The organism is Floridaenema aerugineum BLCC-F46, assembly GCF_041929345.1.
GTDB lineage: Bacteria > Cyanobacteriota > Cyanobacteriia > Cyanobacteriales > Aerosakkonemataceae > Floridanema > Floridanema aerugineum.
The window spans coordinates 1-19086 of record NZ_JBHFNQ010000126.1 but is presented as its reverse complement, the minus strand read 5'-3'; the positions used below and the strand labels follow the sequence as shown (position 1 = coordinate 19086).

Sequence of the window (19086 nt, the reverse complement as noted above, 5' to 3'; positions counted from 1 at the left end):
GATCGAATTGTAGGGTGCGTCAGACATTAAATTTGATTGAAAGAATCAGGGTTTTAGCGTCTGACGCACCCTACTGTAGGTGCAAATAAATAAAGTGATAATAGTTATCTAAGGATAGGGCGGGCAGGATGCCCACCCCACAAGAGTTACAGCTTTCTTGTGGGGTGGGCATCCTGCCCGCAAAAGGTTTTCACTTTATTTATATCTACCTACTTATTGCAAAACCCTGTAGAGACGTTATATATAACGTCTCTACATTATGGGATATATAACCTCTCTACATTATGGGTAATCTTGCCGGACATGATATTACCGCCCATCGCCAATTAAAATAAAAGGCGACCAATAATAAGGATGAGAATATTTGCTTTGAATTAGGCTAAGTTTCGCTTTTCGCAAGGCTTCACTTTTGCTCATTCCTTGCTTCATATTTTGATAAAACTGAATCATTAAATCCTTTGTCGCAGCATCATTAACACTCCAGAGAGTTGCAATTATTGATTTAGCGCCTGCACGTTCAAATATATAGGCGACTCCGGCTATTTCTTCACCATTGGAATTTGTTTCTATGGCAGTTTGACAAGCACTGAGGGTGAGGAGTTGGGTATTTTGTAATCCTAATAAAGCAGCATCGGCTATTTTGAATTGTTGATCTGCAAATAGGATTGTGTTTGCTTCCATGTTCAATTTTTTACAACCTTGGGGTTGAAAACAGCCGTGAGTTGCTAGGTGTAGGAGTGGAAAGCGGGAGGCGGCAATTTTGAATTTTTCCAGGGTTGCATCGTTGTGGAGAAATACTTGGCTTCCTGGGAACATCTGGGCAAGATTTTTTACTTCTTCCTCTGTTCCGGGTAGATTTTGCGGAGCTTGGGGAACCGGATTTCCTAATGCAAAAATACCTTTTTGGAGAAAGGTTTGATTTTGTGGAAATGTTTGATTTTGTAGAGACGTTTGATTTTGTAGAGACGTTTCATGAAACGTCTCTACATTATTGGATTTTAAAGAACGACTGGAAAGGCGAGTCAGATAATTAATCGGATATTTTTGGATTAAATATTCGCCTGTTTGTTGGTCATAGAAAGTTTCAAAGGGAATATATCGCAGTTTGCCTGTGGCGATGATGCTCAATTGTTTGGGTGAAAAGGCTTTGATTTTGTCTTCTACTGGGCGAATGAGTATGTCGTAAAGTTTGATTGCGATTTCTTTATCTCTGTCACCTAAGCCTTGTAGTTGTTGGCGGTAGCTTGTTACGAGGTCGTCGAATTCTTTAGGATCAATTGTTTTTTTAATTACCCTTAGTTTGTCTTTGGTTAAGATAAATATGGCTACGGTATTTGGGACGTTTTTTACATTTGTTAATAAGATGGGTTGAATTACGACGGTTCCTTCTGAGATGCTTTCTCTTAGCAGTTTAATGTCTTTGAGTTTGGTTTCAAATAGTTCAGCACCTTCGGGAAATTGGCGGATTTCTTCAGCTTTACTATAAACTTCTGCTTCTAATTCCTGTATTTTTTCTACTAAATTAGTAGGATAATAATTATTTTCTGCTTGCCAGTAGAGAAATTGTAATTCTTGATTTTTTTGATTCCATTCGTTAATTTTTTGTTGTATTTGTGGGTTACTAACTTTGGCATTAATTAGACGGGTGTAGTCAGCGAGGTCAGCTTTGGCAGTGAGGTTGGCCCATTCAAAGGCTTTGCTAGGTTGGTTTTGATTGATTAGAAGGTCGATCAGTGCAATAACACTTTCTTTACGGCTAAATGAATTCAAAAATAGTAGCCGATCTTTCCACATTAATTTACCGCGAATCCCTAATGTTATTTCTACTGCTTTTTGATAGTAATCAATTGCTTCTTTAGGTCTATTAATGTCACGATATATTGCTCCTATATTTTTTAATATATTAATTTTCCATGTATGAAATCCTAACTTATTTGCAATTAAAAATGCTTCTTCAAAAAAAGACAATGACTTTTTAAATTCATGATTACTATAATATATTTCGCCTATTTTATTTAAATTCCAACTTTGAAGAACTTGATTACCCAGTTGCTTACCAATATTTAGAGAATCTTCATAATACTGTAAAGCCTTTTTTTGCATATTAACTGCATTATACACTATACCAATACTGTTGAGAGTCCAAGCTTCTCGATCTCGATTACCTATTTTCTTGCTAATAGATAGAGATTTTTCATAGTAATGCAAAGCTTCTGTAAATTTACCGCTACCACTGTACGCATTACCAATTTGACTTAAAATCATGCTTTCATAAGAATTATTATTGAAGGTAGAGGTATAGTATAAGGCTTGCTTCAAATAATCTAAAGCTCGTTCTGGCTGTCCTATCTCTACATAGATAGAACCAACTCCAACTAAAGCAATAATTTGTAATTGCGTTGTTATTTTTTCTACATTAGTAACCCAACTTTCATTTTGAGCGTACACTGGATATTGTTTAATTTCTTTTCTTAGTTCATTGATTTCATGAGTAATATTTGAAATTTCTTGACAAGTTTCTATAACCATTTGATATTGTCCTTGTAAATACATATTTAACATTTTTTTTAGCAACTTCATTGCTTTAATTAATTGTCGAGTTATCAATATATATTTTTTCATTTTTTCTAATATTTGGATATAGGGTATAATATTCTCTGTTTCAAATTTTTGTAGTTCTTCTTCAAAACGATGTAGTTCCTCGTCAGTAGGTATTTTATGCTGATATCCAAAAGCTTCTTCAATCATTAATTGTTTAGATTGTCCCCAGCTGGTTTCAACCATCAATGGAAAAATCATAATGATCAAACAAACACCCAGAGCTAAAACAGTTATAATAAATTTTTTCATCCTTCTACTTCCCTGAAAAGTGTGATTCATCGCGCAAATCTTCAACAAAATCTATATCTATACCTAATTGATCCACATAGTTTTCTAACCAATCTTCTAATTGCAAATCTGGAATGTTAATGAAATCTCTAGTATTGTGAGTTAGTAGGATATCTTGACTGAACTCTTGCACCACTCCCAAAACCCGCCTGCGAATCAATTCGCAGGCTAATAGCTCAACTCCACTAAAGTGGACTGAAAGCTTTTAATTTTAAATATAGGACTTACGCACTGATACTAAATATGGTGGGATGGTGCGTTACCTTAGCACTAACGCACCCTACTACTTTACTATTTCTTCCATAGTTTTCCTAAAATCCTCTCTCCCTTCCCAAGGAGTTTCTAAAAATTCCTTCATTTTTTGCAACTTTTCTTCATTACTCATGTTCTGAATCACTTCAATCTCGACATTCACTTCTTGACCATCAGGAATATTAATTTCTTGTGAAAGTTCGATCGCTTTCCCTCGTTTGATGCCTTTGATTTTCATGTTGGTTGTCTCCATGCTATTCTATAAGATATTATCTGATTAACTAAAGAGCGATCGCTTGACTCAATCAGGGTTGAGAAACCGGGTTTATAAACAATAAATCAAGATTTTGACGTTTCATCTTATGCAATAAACCCGGTTTTTGGCAGGGTCTACAAGATGCGATCCGCCCGTAGGGACACGGCACGATCGATCTTGTTGTTTCAACCATTATTTCTATTACGCCGTGTCCCTACTATCTTAATATGGGGTGACGATAATAGTCATGGTTTTGTCGGCTAAATTAAAGCGCATTTCATCTACTACGTAGGTATTTGTTTTGGCGATCGATTCAATACTTTCTAATCGGGTTCGATCGACTACAGGTGGCCCTAATCTTACTTCTGCTTGTCCTTTAATCGGGTCTTTCAAAATAAAAGCATTCAGCGGAATTTTTTCCCAAGATCTTGGCAGTAAAACTCTCTCACCTCGAATAAACTGTCGCCCATCGCTGCCATAAACTAAACCTTGATTGTCAAACTTTACATTAACAATTTGACTTAGAGGGATAGAGATAGAATTTCCATTGCGCTGAATTGATAGATTTTGTCGGTCGATCGCCTTTATTTGACCACTCTTTGATTGATTTCCTTTCAGGATAATCTCTGCCTCTGAAGGCAAGGATACAGGAATTAATCTTTCATCAGCTTTGAGGTTTGGTACTTGTGCAAATGTAAAGTTTCTTGTGGGAATATTTTGATTAGTTGCTGCATTGGTGTATCCAACAAAGTGGGGTGTTGTTGCCAAAAGTGCCACGACAAACACCGGGAAAAAAGGTTTCATATTTTGGAACTCTTTTTTAGTGAGCTATAATTTATCTATTATAATTCATCTACCTTTAGAGAGGTTTTGTGTCCAGTACTGCACCTACCCAGGAACTAAATATTTTAGGCAAAGTTGCCAGTGTTGTCGGTTTATTGGGTGCTGCCCTTTTCTTCACTGGCTGGATTTATCGTTGGTCATATTTCTACTTTTTTCAGTTAGAAGTAACTACTCTAGATTTACCAGCGCAGTCGTTTTTTATTGTTCCTTTGCAAGTATTTTTCGGTGATGGTTGGGCAATTTTCAAAAGTGTAATTGCTTTGATTTTCACCGCTATAGCTATTATCATTAGTTTATGGTTAATTCAAGTAATAGGTAGTGCGGTTAGTGTTAGAATAGAGAGATGGCGATCGCACATTATTAGTTACTGTGAAAGACGCGATCGTTTTTGGTGGGCACGTCAACTAAAGTCTTTGGTTCAGTTTAATTCGATTAACATAGATTCGATCAAATTTTTGCGATCGCTAGTTGATGAAGTAGTCATAGTAGCTTGGATATTAATGGTTTTATTTTGGTTAGCTAGTTGGCAAGGAACCGCAGATGCAAGAAGAGATGCGGGACAAAATTCTACCTTACCAGTTGTCACTTTAGTAACACCAGAAAACCGTTCGCCTTTAGGACGTAAACTAGATGATGAATTCACAGATCCGAGTTTAAAGGGCTATCGGATAATTGGCGATCGAGGTTTATTTAATTCTGTACTAGGCAAAGAAGATACTGATATTAGTAATAAAAAGAATCCGAGAGTTTGGCGATTATTAACGGAACGTGGCGGTTGGATTTATTTGTTTCCCGCTTTACCTGTGAATTCTCAAGCAAGCGATCGGCCCATAGTTATCGCTATCCAAGAAAGTCAGTCTAGCCCACATTTAATGATTTTAAGTGGAGAAACATCAAAAGCAAAATAACCTTAAACTAGTTATCGTTTCCTCCTAATAAATAACGTAATCGCCATTGTCCATCAAATCGGGCAAAACTAATGCGGTAATCTCTCGGTTCATAATACACGAACTGATTTTGTACCCAGCCTTTTTTACCATTTTTAAGTATTACTGGAGTCCAACCATCATATTGATTAACTAATTCTCGATCGGACTCTGATAAATTCTGGTAAGTTTCCGAATCAAATTGGACTAATTCTTTAGAAACTACTCCTATTATAGGTGAATTAGTTTTAGGTTTAGTGCGAATGTTGACGCGATCGGCAATAATTGCTACTTGAGTTTGCCAATCAGAATCATAAATTGGTTTACCGAAAGTTTTGGGACAAACCCAAATTTCGTTTTCGGTTTCTTGCTGAGTTATTCTAGTAGTAACTTCTAATGTACAGCCAGCAGTAACAGCTTTTTCTATTTGTTGCCAAAAAGGAGAATTTTTATCTTCTAGATCATAGGTTTCCAAACTTAATGATTGTGCAGAAATTGATTGAGTTTGCGGAGTCACGAGGGCGCGAATAAAAGTTTCATCACGGCGCTTTACTGCACTTAAAAAAGATTGGCGGAATTGGGAAAAATCTACTTTACTAGATAGGGAATTATTTGGTAATAATGTAGTTTTATGGTGTTGATAATTCCCTGGTTTTTGCAAGTTTAAGTCTTTGGGGAAGGAGTTATTTTCCCATGATTGGAGAAAAACTTTTTGAGCATTTAATGCAGATTGTCTCCCATTTAAATAAGTGATGGTTGCTAAAGTAGAACCTGCGATCGCGCCAAGGACTATCATCATAAACATCAAAATGTGTGGAAATCTCATAGCAGTTCCTCTGCAAGTCAATTATTTGGGGAAAGATAGTTACCCTGACTGATACTATTTTAGATTTAAAAGGTGCATCAGAACCTTAAAATGTAGAGACGTTGTATACAACGTCTCTACAAGCTGGAAATTGTAGTGTTTGATCCGTCCTAAAAGATAGTTACTTGTCTGAAAAGAACGGGTTTTACATAACTCAAGATAGCAGTTGTAGTTGTCGGGTGCGTCAGACCCTAAATTCGATCGAGAGTATCAAAGTTTTAGCTTCTGACGCACCCTACTAATTGTGCTAATCATTAGTTGTAGTAGCTTGGTGCGTTACCAGCTTTCCACTTAATATTACAACCAACGCTAGGTTTTTGGTCTTGACTTACAGGTTGATCATTTAATACTGCATCGATAGCGGCGCGTAAATCTTTACCTGTAACAGGAATACCGTTGCTAGGACGACTATCATCCAATTGACCACGATAAAATAATTCTCTATTGTGATCGAATAGGAAAAAGTCAGGGGTACAAGCGGCGGTGTATGCTTTAGCAACTTCCTGGGTTTCATCATAACAGAAAGGAAAGGTAAAACCAAGTTCTAAAGCCATTTCTTTGAGTTTTTCTGGTGCATCATCGGGGTAATTTTCGACATCATTGGTACTGATTGCCACTATTCCCAAACTCTGATTTTTGTAATCTTTGCCTAATTTGGCTAATTCATCTTTGATATGTTTTACAAAGGGACAATGCCGACAAATAAACATCACCAGCAATGCTTTTTTGTCAGCAAAGGTGGCGAGAGAAATTTTCTCATTAGATACTACATCTGGTAGTTGAAAATCTGGTGCTTTAGTACACAAAGCTAACATAGTTGAAGGAGTTAAAGCCATGATTGCAACTGCCTTTAGTAGAGGTGTTCATTATTTAAGATATCAGATGATCTGTTTTTTTCTGGTTTCGTTGACGTTTAATCTGCCAACCTATACCAAAAGCGGCAAAACTTAGTAAGCTAAAAGCAGAACTAGATTCGGGAACAGATTTAGAAGTTGGAGTGAGGAGAAAGTATCCTGATTGACCATTGAGATTACCACTGCCGATAATTTGCCCTTTGTTATTAATTTTTAAGGCTGAAGTTAGTTCCCAGCCTAAATTATTATCAATCAAATTATTCAGATCATAAATACTATTTTCCTCCCAAATAACAGCGGATGTTAAACGGGAGTTAGTGCCGGAAGCACCTACTATTTGCCCTAAATTATTAATGCTGTTTGCTTGGCTGTAACTACCGCCAAAGCTGCCCAAGTCAGTCCCAACTGGGTCTTGTTCAGGATTATTCCATAAGAGTCCATGAATGGGAGGTGAATATAAATCTTGTGGCTCGGAAACTAAATTTCCAAAACCAACTATTTGACCTCGATCGTTGATAGATGAAACTGTTAATGGTATATGAAAGGTATTTTCTCTAAGAACCTCTGTTGGGAATAATAGTTTGGCTTGACCATTGTCGTAAAACCAACTATGTCTGACACCTGCACCTCCACCATTTCCTATTACTTGACCCGAATTGTTAAGTGCCATTCCCAAAATAGCTCTAGCAGAAAATAAATTGGTAAGTGTGCCGTCAACATCCCTAAATAAACCAGTAGCACCATAGCGCAACCATTGAGGAACTGGCAATTTAACTAAAGCCATTTGTCCATTATCGTTAATATCATTGGGAATTAAATAAGGCTCATTTATTTTTTTAATATCAGTATCATCGGCAATAAAGGGCTGTTCCCCAATTATAGAATCGCCCCAATAACCAACTATTTTGCCTTGGTTATTGATTGCAGTAAGTTGTATACTACGAGGATTTTTACTAATACTAGGAATTAAACTAGAATAATCGTTTCCAGTTATTTGCTCAGTAATATTAGCTAGGTCATAAATTAGTTTATAAAAATCCGGTTGACCAATTAACTGATGAAAATCGGTGATATTTCCGTTAGTCCATAAATAGTTTTCTCCAACTATTTGACCATTGTCATTAATATCTGAAGGTCGGAAAGGTAATTCAGTAATAGAATAAAAGGAGACTGCGGCAGATGGAAGGGTGGTGGCAAAAAAGATTAAAGTACTACTAGCAGTAGTTAGTGAGAGATTTTTTAAAGTTAGCATGGCATTTTTTGAAATTTTAAAGACAAAGTTTTTCCCCACTGTTGAGTTAGTCATTATGTGGGAACTTGGGATGAGTTTATTTAGTCAAAAAATAGCGATCGCCAACAATTTATAAACCTATCTCAAGGTAGGTAAATAAACAAAAATAGGATTTTCCGTATAATCAAGTAAAAATGGTAACGCCATTAAGTTTGAGATTACCAGCCAAAAAACTGGCAACATAGAAAAATTAAACAGTTGCTTAGTTGAGCTAATCTGGATCAGATAAGTTAAAATCTAACAGCCCAACTTGTAAGTTAGGTATCATGTCTGTTTATTGTTCTAAAGGACACGAAAACGCTGTTACAAACCTCTATTGTCAACAGTGTGGGGAGAAGCTGGATCAACCTGTTGTTAAAGGTGTTTATCCGGGGTTGCTGCTGGGCGATCGCTATCGGATCATCCGCCAACTGGGACAAGGTGGTTTTGGGCGGAGTTATTTGGCGGAAGACTCTAACCGCTTCAATGAACCTTGTGTTTTGAAAGAGTTCGCGCCGCAAGTTCAAGGTACTTACGCACTACAAAAAGCTGTAGAATTGTTTGAAAGAGAAGCTGGCATTCTCTACAAATTACAACATTCACAAATTCCTAAGTTTCGGGAATTATTTCGGGCAAAACTTCAAGATGAAGGGCATTTATTTTTAGTTCAAGATTATATTGAAGGGGAAACTTATCGGGCTTTATTAGATACAAGGAAACGCCAAGGGCAGAAATTTACTGAACCAGAAGTTAAGCAATTAATGTTGCAACTTTTGCCTGTTTTGGATTATATTCACGGTTTAGGTGTAATTCACCGCGATATTTCTCCTGATAATATCATTTTAAGAAATTCCGATTGGTTGCCAGTATTAATTGATTTTGGTGGAGTTAAAGAAGTAGCAGCAAATGCCGAATCTCAATTTACTCAAGCGCCGCCAAATGTTGCACCTTCTTATGCTACTAGATTAGGCAAAATTGGTTATGCGCCACACGAACAAATGCAGGTTGGGGTAGTTTATCCGCACAGTGATTTATATGCTTTGGCGGCGACGGTTTTAGTGTTATTAACTGGTAAGGAACCACAACAATTAATCGCTCCGCATAATATGACTTGGAACTGGCGACAAGAAGTAAAATTAAGTCCCAGTTTTGGCATGACTTTAGATAAAATGTTGGCTTATCGTCCTGGCGATCGCTATCAAACTGCCCGTGAAGTTTCCGAGATTTTGGGAGGTAATATAAACTCACCTGTTCCTGTTAGTAAAACATCAAATTCTGCCACAATTCAAAGTACTATAGCAGTTTCTCCAGCCGCAACTCAAGCAGTAACAAATCCTCCTCCAAGCCGGAATCAAACTATTAGTAGTAGCAGTTCTAGTGGTTGTTTTGGTAAAATTTTGGCAACAGGTTTAGTAATTGCGATCGTCAGTGGCATAGGTTTAGCAATTAGCAATAGTAACTTATTTAAGCATACTAGAAAACCGCCTCGCCCACCAGTAGAACAACCAAGGGAGACAACAAAACCTGAACCTATCTCGAAACTTTCCCCGCAAGAACAAGCGAGGAAAAATGGGTTGCGCGATCGTCGTCAAGCTTTAGGTATCGATTACAATTTCTTTTTAAGTTTGGTAAATGAGACATTCTGGCAGAAAAATCCTAGTCAGAGAGGAAAGGTTTTAAGCGATGAACCAAAAGACGAACAATTACGGAATCAATGGGATAAAATTGCTGCCGAATGGTTGGATAAACTAGGATTTTTAAGTAGCGAATCTCGTCGCCGTTTAGGAAGTTACACGGTAAACGATCGCTTGCAATGGAAAGCCGAAGTAAATAATAAAAAACTTAGCAGTCGCGCCCTTTATGACATTGCAGATGCCGAATTTTTCTCTAGATTTCCTGAACAACGAGGGCAAAACTTTATTGATCAACCCATTGGGCAAGTTTGGCAAGCAGTAGTTTTTGATAAAGTTAATGCGATTAAATATGGTAATGCGTTGCAAAGAATTGTATTTCCAGAAGGAGAGATAGGCGATCGCGTTAGTGGTACACTCAAACCTGGAGAAGGAAAAGCTTACATTGCTGGTTTAGCTGCTGGGCAAATTATGAATGTAAAACTAACAGCAGATGACAAAGTTTTATTTTCAGTTTATCCACCAACCAGCGAACAGCCAGCATTATTAGAAGATTCTACTAAACGTACTTGGTCAGGTACACTTCCCCAAGGTGGTTTTTATGAATTTGTTGTCGTTTCTCAAGCAACAAAACCCGTTAATTACCAAATTACTTTAACTGCGGAAAATCCCCCACCACCGCCAGAACCAACACCGATTGAAACACCAACTTCTACTCCAACACCAACAGAAACACCAACAACAGAACCAACACCAACCAACACACCAACCAATACACCAACAGAAACACCGACAACAGAACCAACACCCACAGAAACTACTCCACAGCCTTCTAGCGAAACACCTGCAACTAATCAGCAAGGAAATCTTTAGGTGTCGATCGTTACTGAAATAGGCTCTTTTGTACTTGTGGTGGAAAACCTTAGCTTTAGGGACTGAGGACGTTCGGCTGAGCGCTCACGTCGAAGCCTGGGGACTGGGGAACTTGTAAATCCAGCTCCCTGGTTGAACCGGGGGTATACACTGCTCCTCAATTCCTGTCTAAAATTCCTTAAACTTGCTCATTCACTCAGCTATAACCAACAAATGAGCAAGTTTAATCTAAACAGGGAAAGAGATCTCAAAGAGATCTGGGAATGCAGCAGTAGTTTTACTTCAGTCTAGTTCTATTTAGCGCCAGCTTGTTTTAGCAATTCCTCTATCTCCGGTTTCCCCGATGCCCTTTTTAAAGCTGTATATACAAAATCTGAAGAATTTGGATTAGCACCTTTATCCAGCAAAGCTTTGACAATCTCGGTATTACCTTTATCTATTGCCTTTAGCAGAGAGTCTGAGTTGCCGTTCCTCCCATCATTAGGATTAGCACCTTTTTCTAAGAGCATTTTCACTATTTCAGGATTACTTTTATCGATCGCCTCTGATAAAGACTTTGAGCTTTCTCCGTTAATACCATCGTTGGGATTAACGTTTTTATCCAAGAGTAACTTTACAATTTCAGTGTTACCTTGTTCTGAGGCCAATTGTAGAGCTGTAAATATAGCCCTCTTAGAATTTGGGTTGGCACCTTTTTCCAACAATACTTTCGCAACTTCAGTATGTCCTCGCTGTATTGCGGTTAGCAGAGATTCTGAATTTCCGTTCTCACCATCGTTAGGATTAGCACCCTTTTCCAGCAAAGCTTTGACAATCTCAAGATGACCTCCCTGTACGGCTTTTGTTAGGGAACGTGAGTTACCGTTCTCACCATCTTGAGGATTGGCACCTTTTTCTAAAAGTAATTTGACTATCTCGGTGTACCCTTTTTGAGAAGCTATTGTTAAGACTTTAGCTGTAACAGGATTGCCGAACATATCTTGTCCAGCTATTCCTGGCGAATTTGGGTCAGCACCTTTGTCCAATAATGTTTTTACAATCTCAATATGCCCCCCTCTTACAGCTTCCCCTAAAGCACCTACTCCCATACCAGTTGTTGGTTTAGCACCTTTATCAAAAGACTTTTTCACCAGTTCCATATTACCCGCACCGGATGCACCTGCCAACACGCAACCAGACTCGATTCCAGCAGTTAGGAATAAATCTACCGCTAAGGAATCTCCTTTAAGCGCAGATTGATAACAAGATGCTTCATTATAAGAAATGCCCAATTTAGTTAATTCTTCACGGGCTTGTTGTGGAGACTTACTACAAGCAGTAAGGGCGAACAGGAGTAAGACAGTCCCAGCGAATTTTTTCATGGCAGTCAAAGCCTCAATATTCAATAATTGGCATTGGTAGACTACTTTTCCGATAAATTCCTAGATAGTCAGAACTTACGCAAGTGTCGCACTTGAATCCTTGTTTTAGGGTGTGTCAGATCCTAGATCTGATCCAATACTGCTCGGGTTTTGCAAATTTTTGGTCTGTAGGGGTGAAGCATTCGGGCAGAAAATCTGGGTTTTGGGCCCTAAATTTTGACCCGAATGCTTCGCCCCTACCCAAAACCCGAGCAGTATTGAGATCTGATCGACAACATCAGGGTTTGAGCTTAGTAGAGCACCCTACTATTTGTGCCAGTTGCATAAGTCTTGATAGTGTATTTCAATAGTTAATATTGAAACAGTCTTTAACTATGGAATGCCTCAGTATTTACACTGAGACAAAAAAAATCAGAGGTACAAAGTCGTAAAAATACTGTCTTTATTATGCTTTGGCAAGCATGGTGAGGCTAGGATTTTATTGAAAAAATATAAAATTTTGGTAAATTTTTGTAATAAGGTTAAACATCATTCTGTGCAAATTAGATAAGGGTGAACAAAAAACTGTCCACCCCCAAAAGATTTATGGAATTTTGAGTCAGCTATTAAGCTTCATCTAATGCAACAATTCCGGGAAGTTCTTTACCTTCCAACAATTCCAAACTTGCGCCACCACCAGTAGAAATGTGACTCATTTGATCTGCCACACCGACTTTTTCGACAGCAGCTACAGAGTCGCCACCACCGATAATGGTAACAGCATCTTTCTTAGCTGCTAGAGTATTGGCGATCGCTTCCGTACCCACAGCGAACTTATCAAATTCAAACACACCCATTGGGCCGTTCCAAATTACAGTTTTGCAATCTGCCAAAGCTTCTTGGAACATTTTCACAGATTCCGGGCCAATATCTAAACCCATCCAACCATCGGGAATGTTTTCAATGCTAACAGTTTGAGAATCAGCATCAGCCGCAAATTTATCTGCAACTACTACATCAGTTGGTAACAGTAATTGTACGCCTTTTTCTTTCGCTTTTGCTTCCAAAGATTTCGCTAATTCTAGCTTATCTTCTTCCACCAAAGACTTACCCACATTTAAACCGCGAGCTTTGTAGAAAGTGAAAATCATGCCACCGCCGATAAACAGCTTGTCGCATTTTTCCAGCAAGGTTTCAATTACCCCAATTTTGCTAGAAACTTTAGAACCGCCGATAATAGCTGCTAAAGGACGTTGAGGATTTTCGATCGCATTTTGCAAATACTTCAATTCCTTCTCAATCAAAAATCCCGCAACCGAAGGACTCAGATATTTAGTCACACCTTCAGTAGAAGCATGGGCACGGTGGGCAGTTCCAAAAGCATCGTTAACATACAAATCTGCATTAGCTGCCAACTTCTTAGCAAATTCCGGGTCGTTCTTTTCCTCTTCCTTGTAGAAGCGGACATTTTCTAGCAACAAAACGTCACCATTTTGCATTGCCGCAACCGCAGATTCAACTTCTTCGCCAATGCAATCGCTAGGCTTTTTCACCTCTTTTCCCAATACTTCTGACAACCGTTTAGCAACAGGAGTGAGACGAAGTTTGTCATCAACACCCTTGGGACGGCCAAAGTGACTGGATAGGATGACCTTGGCTCCATTATCTGTCAAATACTGGATAGTTGGCAAAGCAGCCCGGATGCGGGTGTCATCGGTAATGTTACCTGCATCATCTAGAGGAACGTTAAAATCAGCCCTTACCAGGACTCTTTTACCAGATAAATCTGAGGACGTGAGATCTGCTACAGTTTTCTTGGACACCGAAATAACCTCCTAAATGCTTTTTTTACGAAATCAGCGTGCCAAACTTATGGTTGTCCGTTCTGTCTACGCAGTCCACATTTTACCGGAGTGAGGGATCACGAGGTACGTTAAATGTTTAAGACAGTTTTGTTTCCTGTGGATCAAAGTCGAGAAGCCCGCGAAGCGGCTGATGTAGTCACCAATATCGTGCAAAAATACGCTAGTCGCCTCGTTTTATTGTCGGTAGTGGAACCACCAGCTGAGGGAGAGTCAGCCAATACAGATGCGATGGCTTCACCCGAAGCAGTGGCAAAATTATTGAAAACTGCCCAAACTCTGTTTGCCGATCAAGGAATTCTTGCAGATGTCATGGAACGCCAAGGCAAAGCAGCTTTTATGATCTGCGATGTTGCTGACGAAATTGACGCAGATTTGATCGTTATGGGTAGTCGAGGGTTAGGATTAACGGAAGAAGGAAGCACCGATAGTGTCACCTATCGGGTAATTAACCTTTCTCCTTGTCCTGTGTTGATTGTTCCTTAATGGGGGACTGGGGATTGGGGACTAGGGACTAGGAAGAGAGTTTTGAGTTTAATCCCCAACCCCTAACCCCCAACCCCTAACCCCCAAATTCTATGACTACTCCTGCGATTCAATGGTATCCCGGACATATTGCCAAGGCGGAAAAGGCACTCAAGGAACAGCTAAAGTTGGTTGATGTGGTGCTGGAAGTTCGGGATGCGCGAATTCCTTTGGCAACTCAACACCCGCAAGTTCCGCAGTGGGTGGGAAGTAAGGCGAGAGTGTTGGTACTCAACAGGATGGATATGATTCCGTCTCAAGTGCGCCAACTTTGGGAAAATTGGTTTGAGTCGCAGGGGGAAACTCCTTATTTTACGGATGCCCAACATGGTAAGGGTATCCCAGCTGTGACGCAAGCGGCGCAAGCGGCGGGGGTGGAGATGAATCAGAGGCGGCGCGATCGCGGAATGCTTCCCCGTCCTGTTCGCGCTGTCGTCATCGGTTTCCCCAATGTGGGAAAATCAGCTTTAATCAATCGGTTGTTGAATAAAAAAGTAGTAGAAAGTGCCCGTCGTCCCGGAGTAACTAAACAATTACGTTGGGTGAGAATTTCTCAGGAAATTGAACTATTAGATGCGCCAGGGGTAATTCCCGGTAAGTTAAACGATCAGGAAGCAGCGATTAAATTAGCGATTTGTGAAGATATCGGCGAAGCATCTTATGATAATCAGCGAGTTGCTGCCGAATTAGTGGAATTATTGAACTATTTAAGAGATGTACACGGGAATTTTTTGCCCGGATCTCCTTTGCAATCTCGCTACGGTTTGGATGCGAAAGAATGTACCGGGGAAGATTATTTAGTAAATTTGGCGAAAGAACGTAATCAAGGCGATGTGGAACGAACAGCACGGCAACTTTTGAATGATTTTCGTAAAGGTTTCATGGGTGCGATTCCTTTGGAATTTCCCCCAAATTAAAGAAGTCAGGACAAAAACTCTATCTCATCTAATCCCAGTTTTTTTCCGAGAAACTGGGTTTTTTCCATCAGTCATATTTATAAAAAATTAAGTATCGATGCCAAAAATTCGGTTTAATATAAGTAATGTTCTATATCAAAAGTATTAAGTCTAAGGGAGTATTAAACTGATGAAAAATCACGACAATTTTCCCCGAATCAACAGACGTAGTTTACTGAAATTAGCAGGTATTGGCGGATTGGTAGCAGCGGGAGGAACTGGGGTTAAATATTTAACTTCTCCGCCAACAGCACCAACAGTAAGAGATAAAAATATTACAGGTGATCAAGCATGGGAAATGTTACAAGCCGGAAATCAACGCTACGTTGCTCAAAAAGTTTCTCATCCAAACCAAACAGAACAAAGAATGACGGAAGTTGCCAGAGGTCAAAATCCTTTTGCTATTGTTCTTGGTTGTGCTGACTCAAGAGTTCCCCCGGAAATTATTTTTGATCAAGGTTTGGGTGATTTATTTGTAATTAGGGTAGCGGGAAATATTGTGGATAATGCGGTCGCTGGTAGTATTGAATATGCGGCTAAAAAACTTCACACTCCGCTGTTAGTTGTACTCGGACATGAAAGATGTGGTGCGGTGACTGCTGCTGTTAAAGGTGGTGAACTTCCCGGAAATATTGGTACTTTAGTTAATGCGATTAAACCAGCAGTAAAAAGTGTCCAAGGTTTACCGGGTGATCTTGTGGAAAATTCCATCAAAGCAAATATAAGAATTGTAGTTAGTCAATTGAGATCTCGGCAACCTATTGTGTCTAAATTAGTCAAAGCAAACAAATTGAAAATTGTTGGCGCACGTTACGATTTGGACAGTGGTAAAGTCGATTTCATTGCTTAAAACTATTAAAAATTAGATGATATAGATGGTTTTATTGGTTGTTGTAATGTGGAAAAATTAGCGATCGCCACCTCTCAATAAGACCTAAAAAATCGGGTTTCTTTACGAAAATCCCTGGCTTTCAGATTTAGCTATTGGCTCCAAACCCGGTTTTTAGCCTTGGTGCAAGATCTGAGTTTCAGCAAAAATACTTGTCAATCTTTCCAAGTTCTTGACATTTCATCTGTAAAGTTAGAGTAATTTCACCTACGTCCCCGGACAGAGAACCAGGGAAATAGACGAAACTCCCTTTAGCAGGCGGTTTCAGAGGTGTCTTGCGTCTTAATAATCCTGGAAGAGGAATTTTCAGGATTTTTTTCGGGTTGTAATTCTATTGATTTGAGGAAAACTCTAAGATGGATTCAAGCTTAATTTTGTCCAACATACTAAATCCGCCTGTTTTGTTTTTCTTTTTAGGTATGTTGGCTGTTTTCGTAAAATCTGATTTAGAGATTCCCCAACCTCTGCCAAAACTGTTTTCTCTTTATCTGTTATTAGCGATCGGATTTAAGGGAGGATATGAAATTGACGAAAGTGGAATTAATCCCGAAATTGCCCTCACATTGATAGCAGCTATATTGATGGCTTGTGGGATTCCCATTTACTCATTCTTTATCCTGAGAACCAAACTTGATTCATACAACGCTGCCGCTATTGCAGCTACTTATGGTTCAATTAGTGCCGTCACTTTTATTACCGCCAGTTCTTTCTTAACACAACTTGGGATTACCTTTGGCGGACACATGGTTGCAGCCTTAGCATTAATGGAATCTCCCGCCATTATTGTCGGATTAATCCTTGTGAGAATGTTCAGCAAAAAAGATTCGGATGGAAAATTTGCCTGGGGTGAAGTCCTACGAGAAGCTTTTCTGAACAGTTCCGTTTTTCTTTTAGTTGGTAGCCTGATTATCGGCATTTTAACAGGCCCAAAAGGTTGGGAAAAATTAGAACCTTTTACCCAACATATCTTCTACGGAGTGCTTTCTTTCTTCCTGTTAGATATGGGATTAGTTGCAGCCAAAAGAATTAAAGACCTGAGTAAAACTGGTTCTTTCTTAATTGGTTTTGGTGTATTTCTCCCCGTATTCAACGCAATTTTGGGAATTTTAATTGGCAAACTTCTTGGGATTTCCCAAGGAAATGCCCTGTTATTTGCCGTGTTGTGTGCTAGCGCTTCTTACATTGCAGTTCCCGCTGCTATGAGAATGACAGTTCCCCAAGCAAATCCTAGTTTGTATGTTTCAATGGCTTTAGCAATTACCTTTCCATTTAACATCATTGTGGGAATTCCTTTGTATATGGAAATGATCAAGAGATTGTGGGTGTAATGTAATGGAACGAGTTAAAAAAGTAGAAATCGTCACCACTTCTTTAGAGATGCACAAAGTTTTGGAAGTTTTGGATGAAATCGGCATCTCTGGCTATACTGTAATCCGCGAAGTTACTGGCAAAGGTGACAGAGGAATCGCCAGTGATGATTTAGAAGGTGACATTCTCAGTAATAAATACGTGATGTCAATTTGCACTGAAGACCAGCAGCAAACATTAGTCGAAGCGATCAGACCTATCCTGAAAAAGTTTGGCGGTGTTTGTATCGTTTCTGATGCCTGTTGGATCGTACATTAGACAATTTTACTTGTAGCAATTCTCGAATTATTTGACTGATGTTAAAAGTTTTAAAGGTCAGAATTTACCCAAATAAAGAACAGCAGATAACCTTAGCTCAAAACTTTGGTTGCTGTCGCTTTGTTTGGAATTACTACCTAAATAAAACTAATACTCAGTATGAACAAACCGGAAAGGGTTTAAGCTATTGCGACATGGCAAAAGATTTAACCCAACTCAAGAAGGTTAAAGAATATGCTTGGTTAAAAGAAGCATCTTCATCAGCACTACAGCAATCACTGAAAAATCTAGAAGCAGCATTCAAGAACTTCTTTGAAGATCGCGCTAGATTCCCTAAATTCAAGAGCAAACATGGAAAGAAATCACTTCGCTATCCAGCGAGTTGTTCACTCAAAGATAAGGGCGTAAAACTCCCCAAACTGGGAATTATCAAAGCAGTAATCCCCAAAAACATTGATGGCAAAATTAAATCTGTAACTGTTACCAATACAAGTACAGGTAAATATTACGCCTCAATTTTGTTTGAAACCAAGGATGTACCAACCAACAAGGGAGGCAAAATTTCAGGTATCGATTTGGGACTTACTAAGTTGGTGACTGTGTTTGACGGAGAAAACTGTTATAAAGTTGACCCAATTAAAACCACCAAGAGATACGCTAAAATCTTGGGGCGTAGACAACGATCGTTATCGCGGAAGAAGAGAGGTTCCAATAATCGTAGGAAGCAAGTTAAAAGGGTAGCCAAATATCATGAAAAAATAACAAATAAAAGGCAAGATTTTCTTCATAAACTCTCAAGGAAGTTAGTTGACGAAAACCAAGTCATTGTAGTAAAAAACCTTTGTGTTAAAGGTTTAGCGGATACTAAATTTGCCAAGTCAGTGTTAGATACTGGATTTGGGATACTGGTAAACTTTCTGAACTACAAACTTGACCGAGAAGGAGGAAAACTTGTAGAAATTGACAGATTCTTCCCCAGCACAAGGCTTTGTAATTGCTGCAAATTCAAGAATGATTCACTCACTTTAGAAAACTGTGAATGGGATTGCTTAGAATGTGGAACCCATCACGACAGAGACGAGAATGCAGCGAAAAAGTGCGATTCGTTTAGTCAAAACCGAGAAATCGGGGGACGACTAGCAGTATCAAGTAACCAATAGGTTGAGAAGCACTTAAATCCTTGGTACTGACAACTTCATAACCTTGTGAGTGAAGGCAAGTATCCTAGA

General features: G+C 39.0%; 17 protein-coding genes. 8 read left to right on the top strand and 9 right to left on the bottom strand.

Annotated features, from left to right (window positions below; all coding sequences use genetic code 11):
- Positions 1–309: 309 nt before the first annotated feature.
- The 4 genes from ACE1CC_RS16930 to ACE1CC_RS16915 form a co-directional block, all read right to left on the bottom strand.
- Positions 310–2850, bottom strand: a complete 2541-nt coding sequence (locus ACE1CC_RS16930; protein ID WP_413271608.1) for a CHAT domain-containing protein — start codon at positions 2848–2850, stop codon at positions 310–312.
- A 4-nt stretch (positions 2851–2854) separates the two neighbouring features.
- Positions 2855–3025, bottom strand: coding sequence for a hypothetical protein (locus ACE1CC_RS16925; protein ID WP_413271607.1), 171 nt, complete (start codon positions 3023–3025; stop codon positions 2855–2857).
- A gap of 147 nt (positions 3026–3172) precedes the next feature.
- Positions 3173–3394: a hypothetical protein gene (locus ACE1CC_RS16920; RefSeq protein WP_413271606.1), complete on the bottom strand. Its 222-nt coding sequence runs from the start codon at positions 3392–3394 to the stop codon at positions 3173–3175.
- Between the two features lie 225 nt (positions 3395–3619).
- Positions 3620–4201, bottom strand: a complete 582-nt coding sequence (locus ACE1CC_RS16915) for a hypothetical protein (RefSeq protein WP_413271605.1) — start codon at positions 4199–4201, stop codon at positions 3620–3622.
- A 68-nt stretch (positions 4202–4269) separates the two neighbouring features.
- Between ACE1CC_RS16915 and ACE1CC_RS16910 the strand changes: the two genes are divergently transcribed.
- Positions 4270–5148, top strand: a complete 879-nt coding sequence (locus ACE1CC_RS16910) for a hypothetical protein (RefSeq protein ID WP_413271604.1) — start codon at positions 4270–4272, stop codon at positions 5146–5148.
- A 7-nt stretch (positions 5149–5155) separates the two neighbouring features.
- Here the strand turns inward: ACE1CC_RS16910 and ACE1CC_RS16905 are convergent, their stop codons facing one another.
- The 3 genes from ACE1CC_RS16905 to ACE1CC_RS16895 all read right to left on the bottom strand — a co-directional run bounded on the left by ACE1CC_RS16905 (position 5156) and on the right by ACE1CC_RS16895 (position 8137).
- Complete coding sequence (locus tag ACE1CC_RS16905; RefSeq protein ID WP_413271603.1) at positions 5156–5992, bottom strand: SH3 domain-containing protein; 837 nt, start codon at positions 5990–5992, stop codon at positions 5156–5158.
- A 293-nt stretch (positions 5993–6285) separates the two neighbouring features.
- Entirely contained in the window at positions 6286–6867 is a 582-nt protein-coding gene (locus tag ACE1CC_RS16900) for a thioredoxin family protein (RefSeq protein ID WP_413271602.1), read from the bottom strand.
- A gap of 34 nt (positions 6868–6901) precedes the next feature.
- Positions 6902–8137: a hypothetical protein gene (locus ACE1CC_RS16895; protein ID WP_413271601.1), complete on the bottom strand. Its 1236-nt coding sequence runs from the start codon at positions 8135–8137 to the stop codon at positions 6902–6904.
- A 305-nt stretch (positions 8138–8442) separates the two neighbouring features.
- Between ACE1CC_RS16895 and ACE1CC_RS16890 the strand changes: the two genes are divergently transcribed.
- Positions 8443–10659: a protein kinase domain-containing protein gene (locus ACE1CC_RS16890; RefSeq protein WP_413271600.1), complete on the top strand. Its 2217-nt coding sequence runs from the start codon at positions 8443–8445 to the stop codon at positions 10657–10659.
- A 293-nt stretch (positions 10660–10952) separates the two neighbouring features.
- Here ACE1CC_RS16890 and ACE1CC_RS16885 read toward each other — a convergent pair whose 3' ends face one another.
- Positions 10953–12020, bottom strand: a complete 1068-nt coding sequence (locus ACE1CC_RS16885; protein WP_413271599.1) for an ankyrin repeat domain-containing protein — start codon at positions 12018–12020, stop codon at positions 10953–10955.
- A gap of 605 nt (positions 12021–12625) precedes the next feature.
- The gene (locus ACE1CC_RS16880) at positions 12626–13822 is read right to left on the bottom strand and encodes a phosphoglycerate kinase (protein WP_413271598.1); all 1197 of its coding nucleotides are present in this window, start codon (positions 13820–13822) and stop codon (positions 12626–12628) included.
- Positions 13823–13936: 114 nt separating this feature from the next.
- Between ACE1CC_RS16880 and ACE1CC_RS16875 the strand changes: the two genes are divergently transcribed.
- From ACE1CC_RS16875 to ACE1CC_RS16850, 6 genes are all read left to right on the top strand, one after another.
- Positions 13937–14347 carry a universal stress protein gene (locus tag ACE1CC_RS16875; protein WP_413271597.1) on the top strand — a complete coding sequence of 137 codons (411 nt, stop codon included), beginning with the start codon at positions 13937–13939 and terminating at the stop codon, positions 14345–14347.
- Between the two features lie 92 nt (positions 14348–14439).
- Positions 14440–15303: a ribosome biogenesis GTPase YlqF gene (ylqF, locus tag ACE1CC_RS16870; RefSeq protein ID WP_413271596.1), complete on the top strand. Its 864-nt coding sequence runs from the start codon at positions 14440–14442 to the stop codon at positions 15301–15303.
- 169 nt (positions 15304–15472) lie between these two features.
- Positions 15473–16192 carry a carbonic anhydrase gene (locus ACE1CC_RS16865; protein WP_413271595.1) on the top strand — a complete coding sequence of 240 codons (720 nt, stop codon included), beginning with the start codon at positions 15473–15475 and terminating at the stop codon, positions 16190–16192.
- A gap of 395 nt (positions 16193–16587) precedes the next feature.
- Positions 16588–17559 carry a sodium-dependent bicarbonate transport family permease gene (locus tag ACE1CC_RS16860; RefSeq protein WP_413271594.1) on the top strand — a complete coding sequence of 324 codons (972 nt, stop codon included), beginning with the start codon at positions 16588–16590 and terminating at the stop codon, positions 17557–17559.
- 4 nt (positions 17560–17563) lie between these two features.
- Positions 17564–17857: a P-II family nitrogen regulator gene (locus ACE1CC_RS16855; RefSeq protein WP_413271593.1), complete on the top strand. Its 294-nt coding sequence runs from the start codon at positions 17564–17566 to the stop codon at positions 17855–17857.
- Positions 17858–17895: 38 nt separating this feature from the next.
- Positions 17896–19017 (top strand): RNA-guided endonuclease InsQ/TnpB family protein, encoded by a 1122-nt coding sequence (locus ACE1CC_RS16850; protein ID WP_413271592.1) that lies wholly within the window; start codon positions 17896–17898, stop codon positions 19015–19017.
- Positions 19018–19086: the final 69 nt, after the last annotated feature.

Coding starts and splice junctions, on each gene's coding strand:
- ACE1CC_RS16930 (WP_413271608.1), bottom strand. CDS start 2,850: ATGAAAAAATTTATTATAACTGTTTTAGCTCTGGGTGTTTGTTTGATC.
- ACE1CC_RS16855 (WP_413271593.1), top strand. CDS start 17,564: ATGGAACGAGTTAAAAAAGTAGAAATCGTCACCACTTCTTTAGAGATG.
- ACE1CC_RS16895 (WP_413271601.1), bottom strand. CDS start 8,137: ATGCTAACTTTAAAAAATCTCTCACTAACTACTGCTAGTAGTACTTTA.
- ACE1CC_RS16920 (WP_413271606.1), bottom strand. CDS start 3,394: ATGGAGACAACCAACATGAAAATCAAAGGCATCAAACGAGGGAAAGCG.
- ACE1CC_RS16885 (WP_413271599.1), bottom strand. CDS start 12,020: ATGAAAAAATTCGCTGGGACTGTCTTACTCCTGTTCGCCCTTACTGCT.
- ACE1CC_RS16865 (WP_413271595.1), top strand. CDS start 15,473: ATGAAAAATCACGACAATTTTCCCCGAATCAACAGACGTAGTTTACTG.
- ACE1CC_RS16890 (WP_413271600.1), top strand. CDS start 8,443: ATGTCTGTTTATTGTTCTAAAGGACACGAAAACGCTGTTACAAACCTC.
- ACE1CC_RS16860 (WP_413271594.1), top strand. CDS start 16,588: ATGGATTCAAGCTTAATTTTGTCCAACATACTAAATCCGCCTGTTTTG.
- ACE1CC_RS16900 (WP_413271602.1), bottom strand. CDS start 6,867: ATGGCTTTAACTCCTTCAACTATGTTAGCTTTGTGTACTAAAGCACCA.
- ACE1CC_RS16905 (WP_413271603.1), bottom strand. CDS start 5,992: ATGAGATTTCCACACATTTTGATGTTTATGATGATAGTCCTTGGCGCG.
- ACE1CC_RS16850 (WP_413271592.1), top strand. CDS start 17,896: ATGTTAAAAGTTTTAAAGGTCAGAATTTACCCAAATAAAGAACAGCAG.
- ylqF (WP_413271596.1), top strand. CDS start 14,440: ATGACTACTCCTGCGATTCAATGGTATCCCGGACATATTGCCAAGGCG.
- ACE1CC_RS16915 (WP_413271605.1), bottom strand. CDS start 4,201: ATGAAACCTTTTTTCCCGGTGTTTGTCGTGGCACTTTTGGCAACAACA.
- ACE1CC_RS16875 (WP_413271597.1), top strand. CDS start 13,937: ATGTTTAAGACAGTTTTGTTTCCTGTGGATCAAAGTCGAGAAGCCCGC.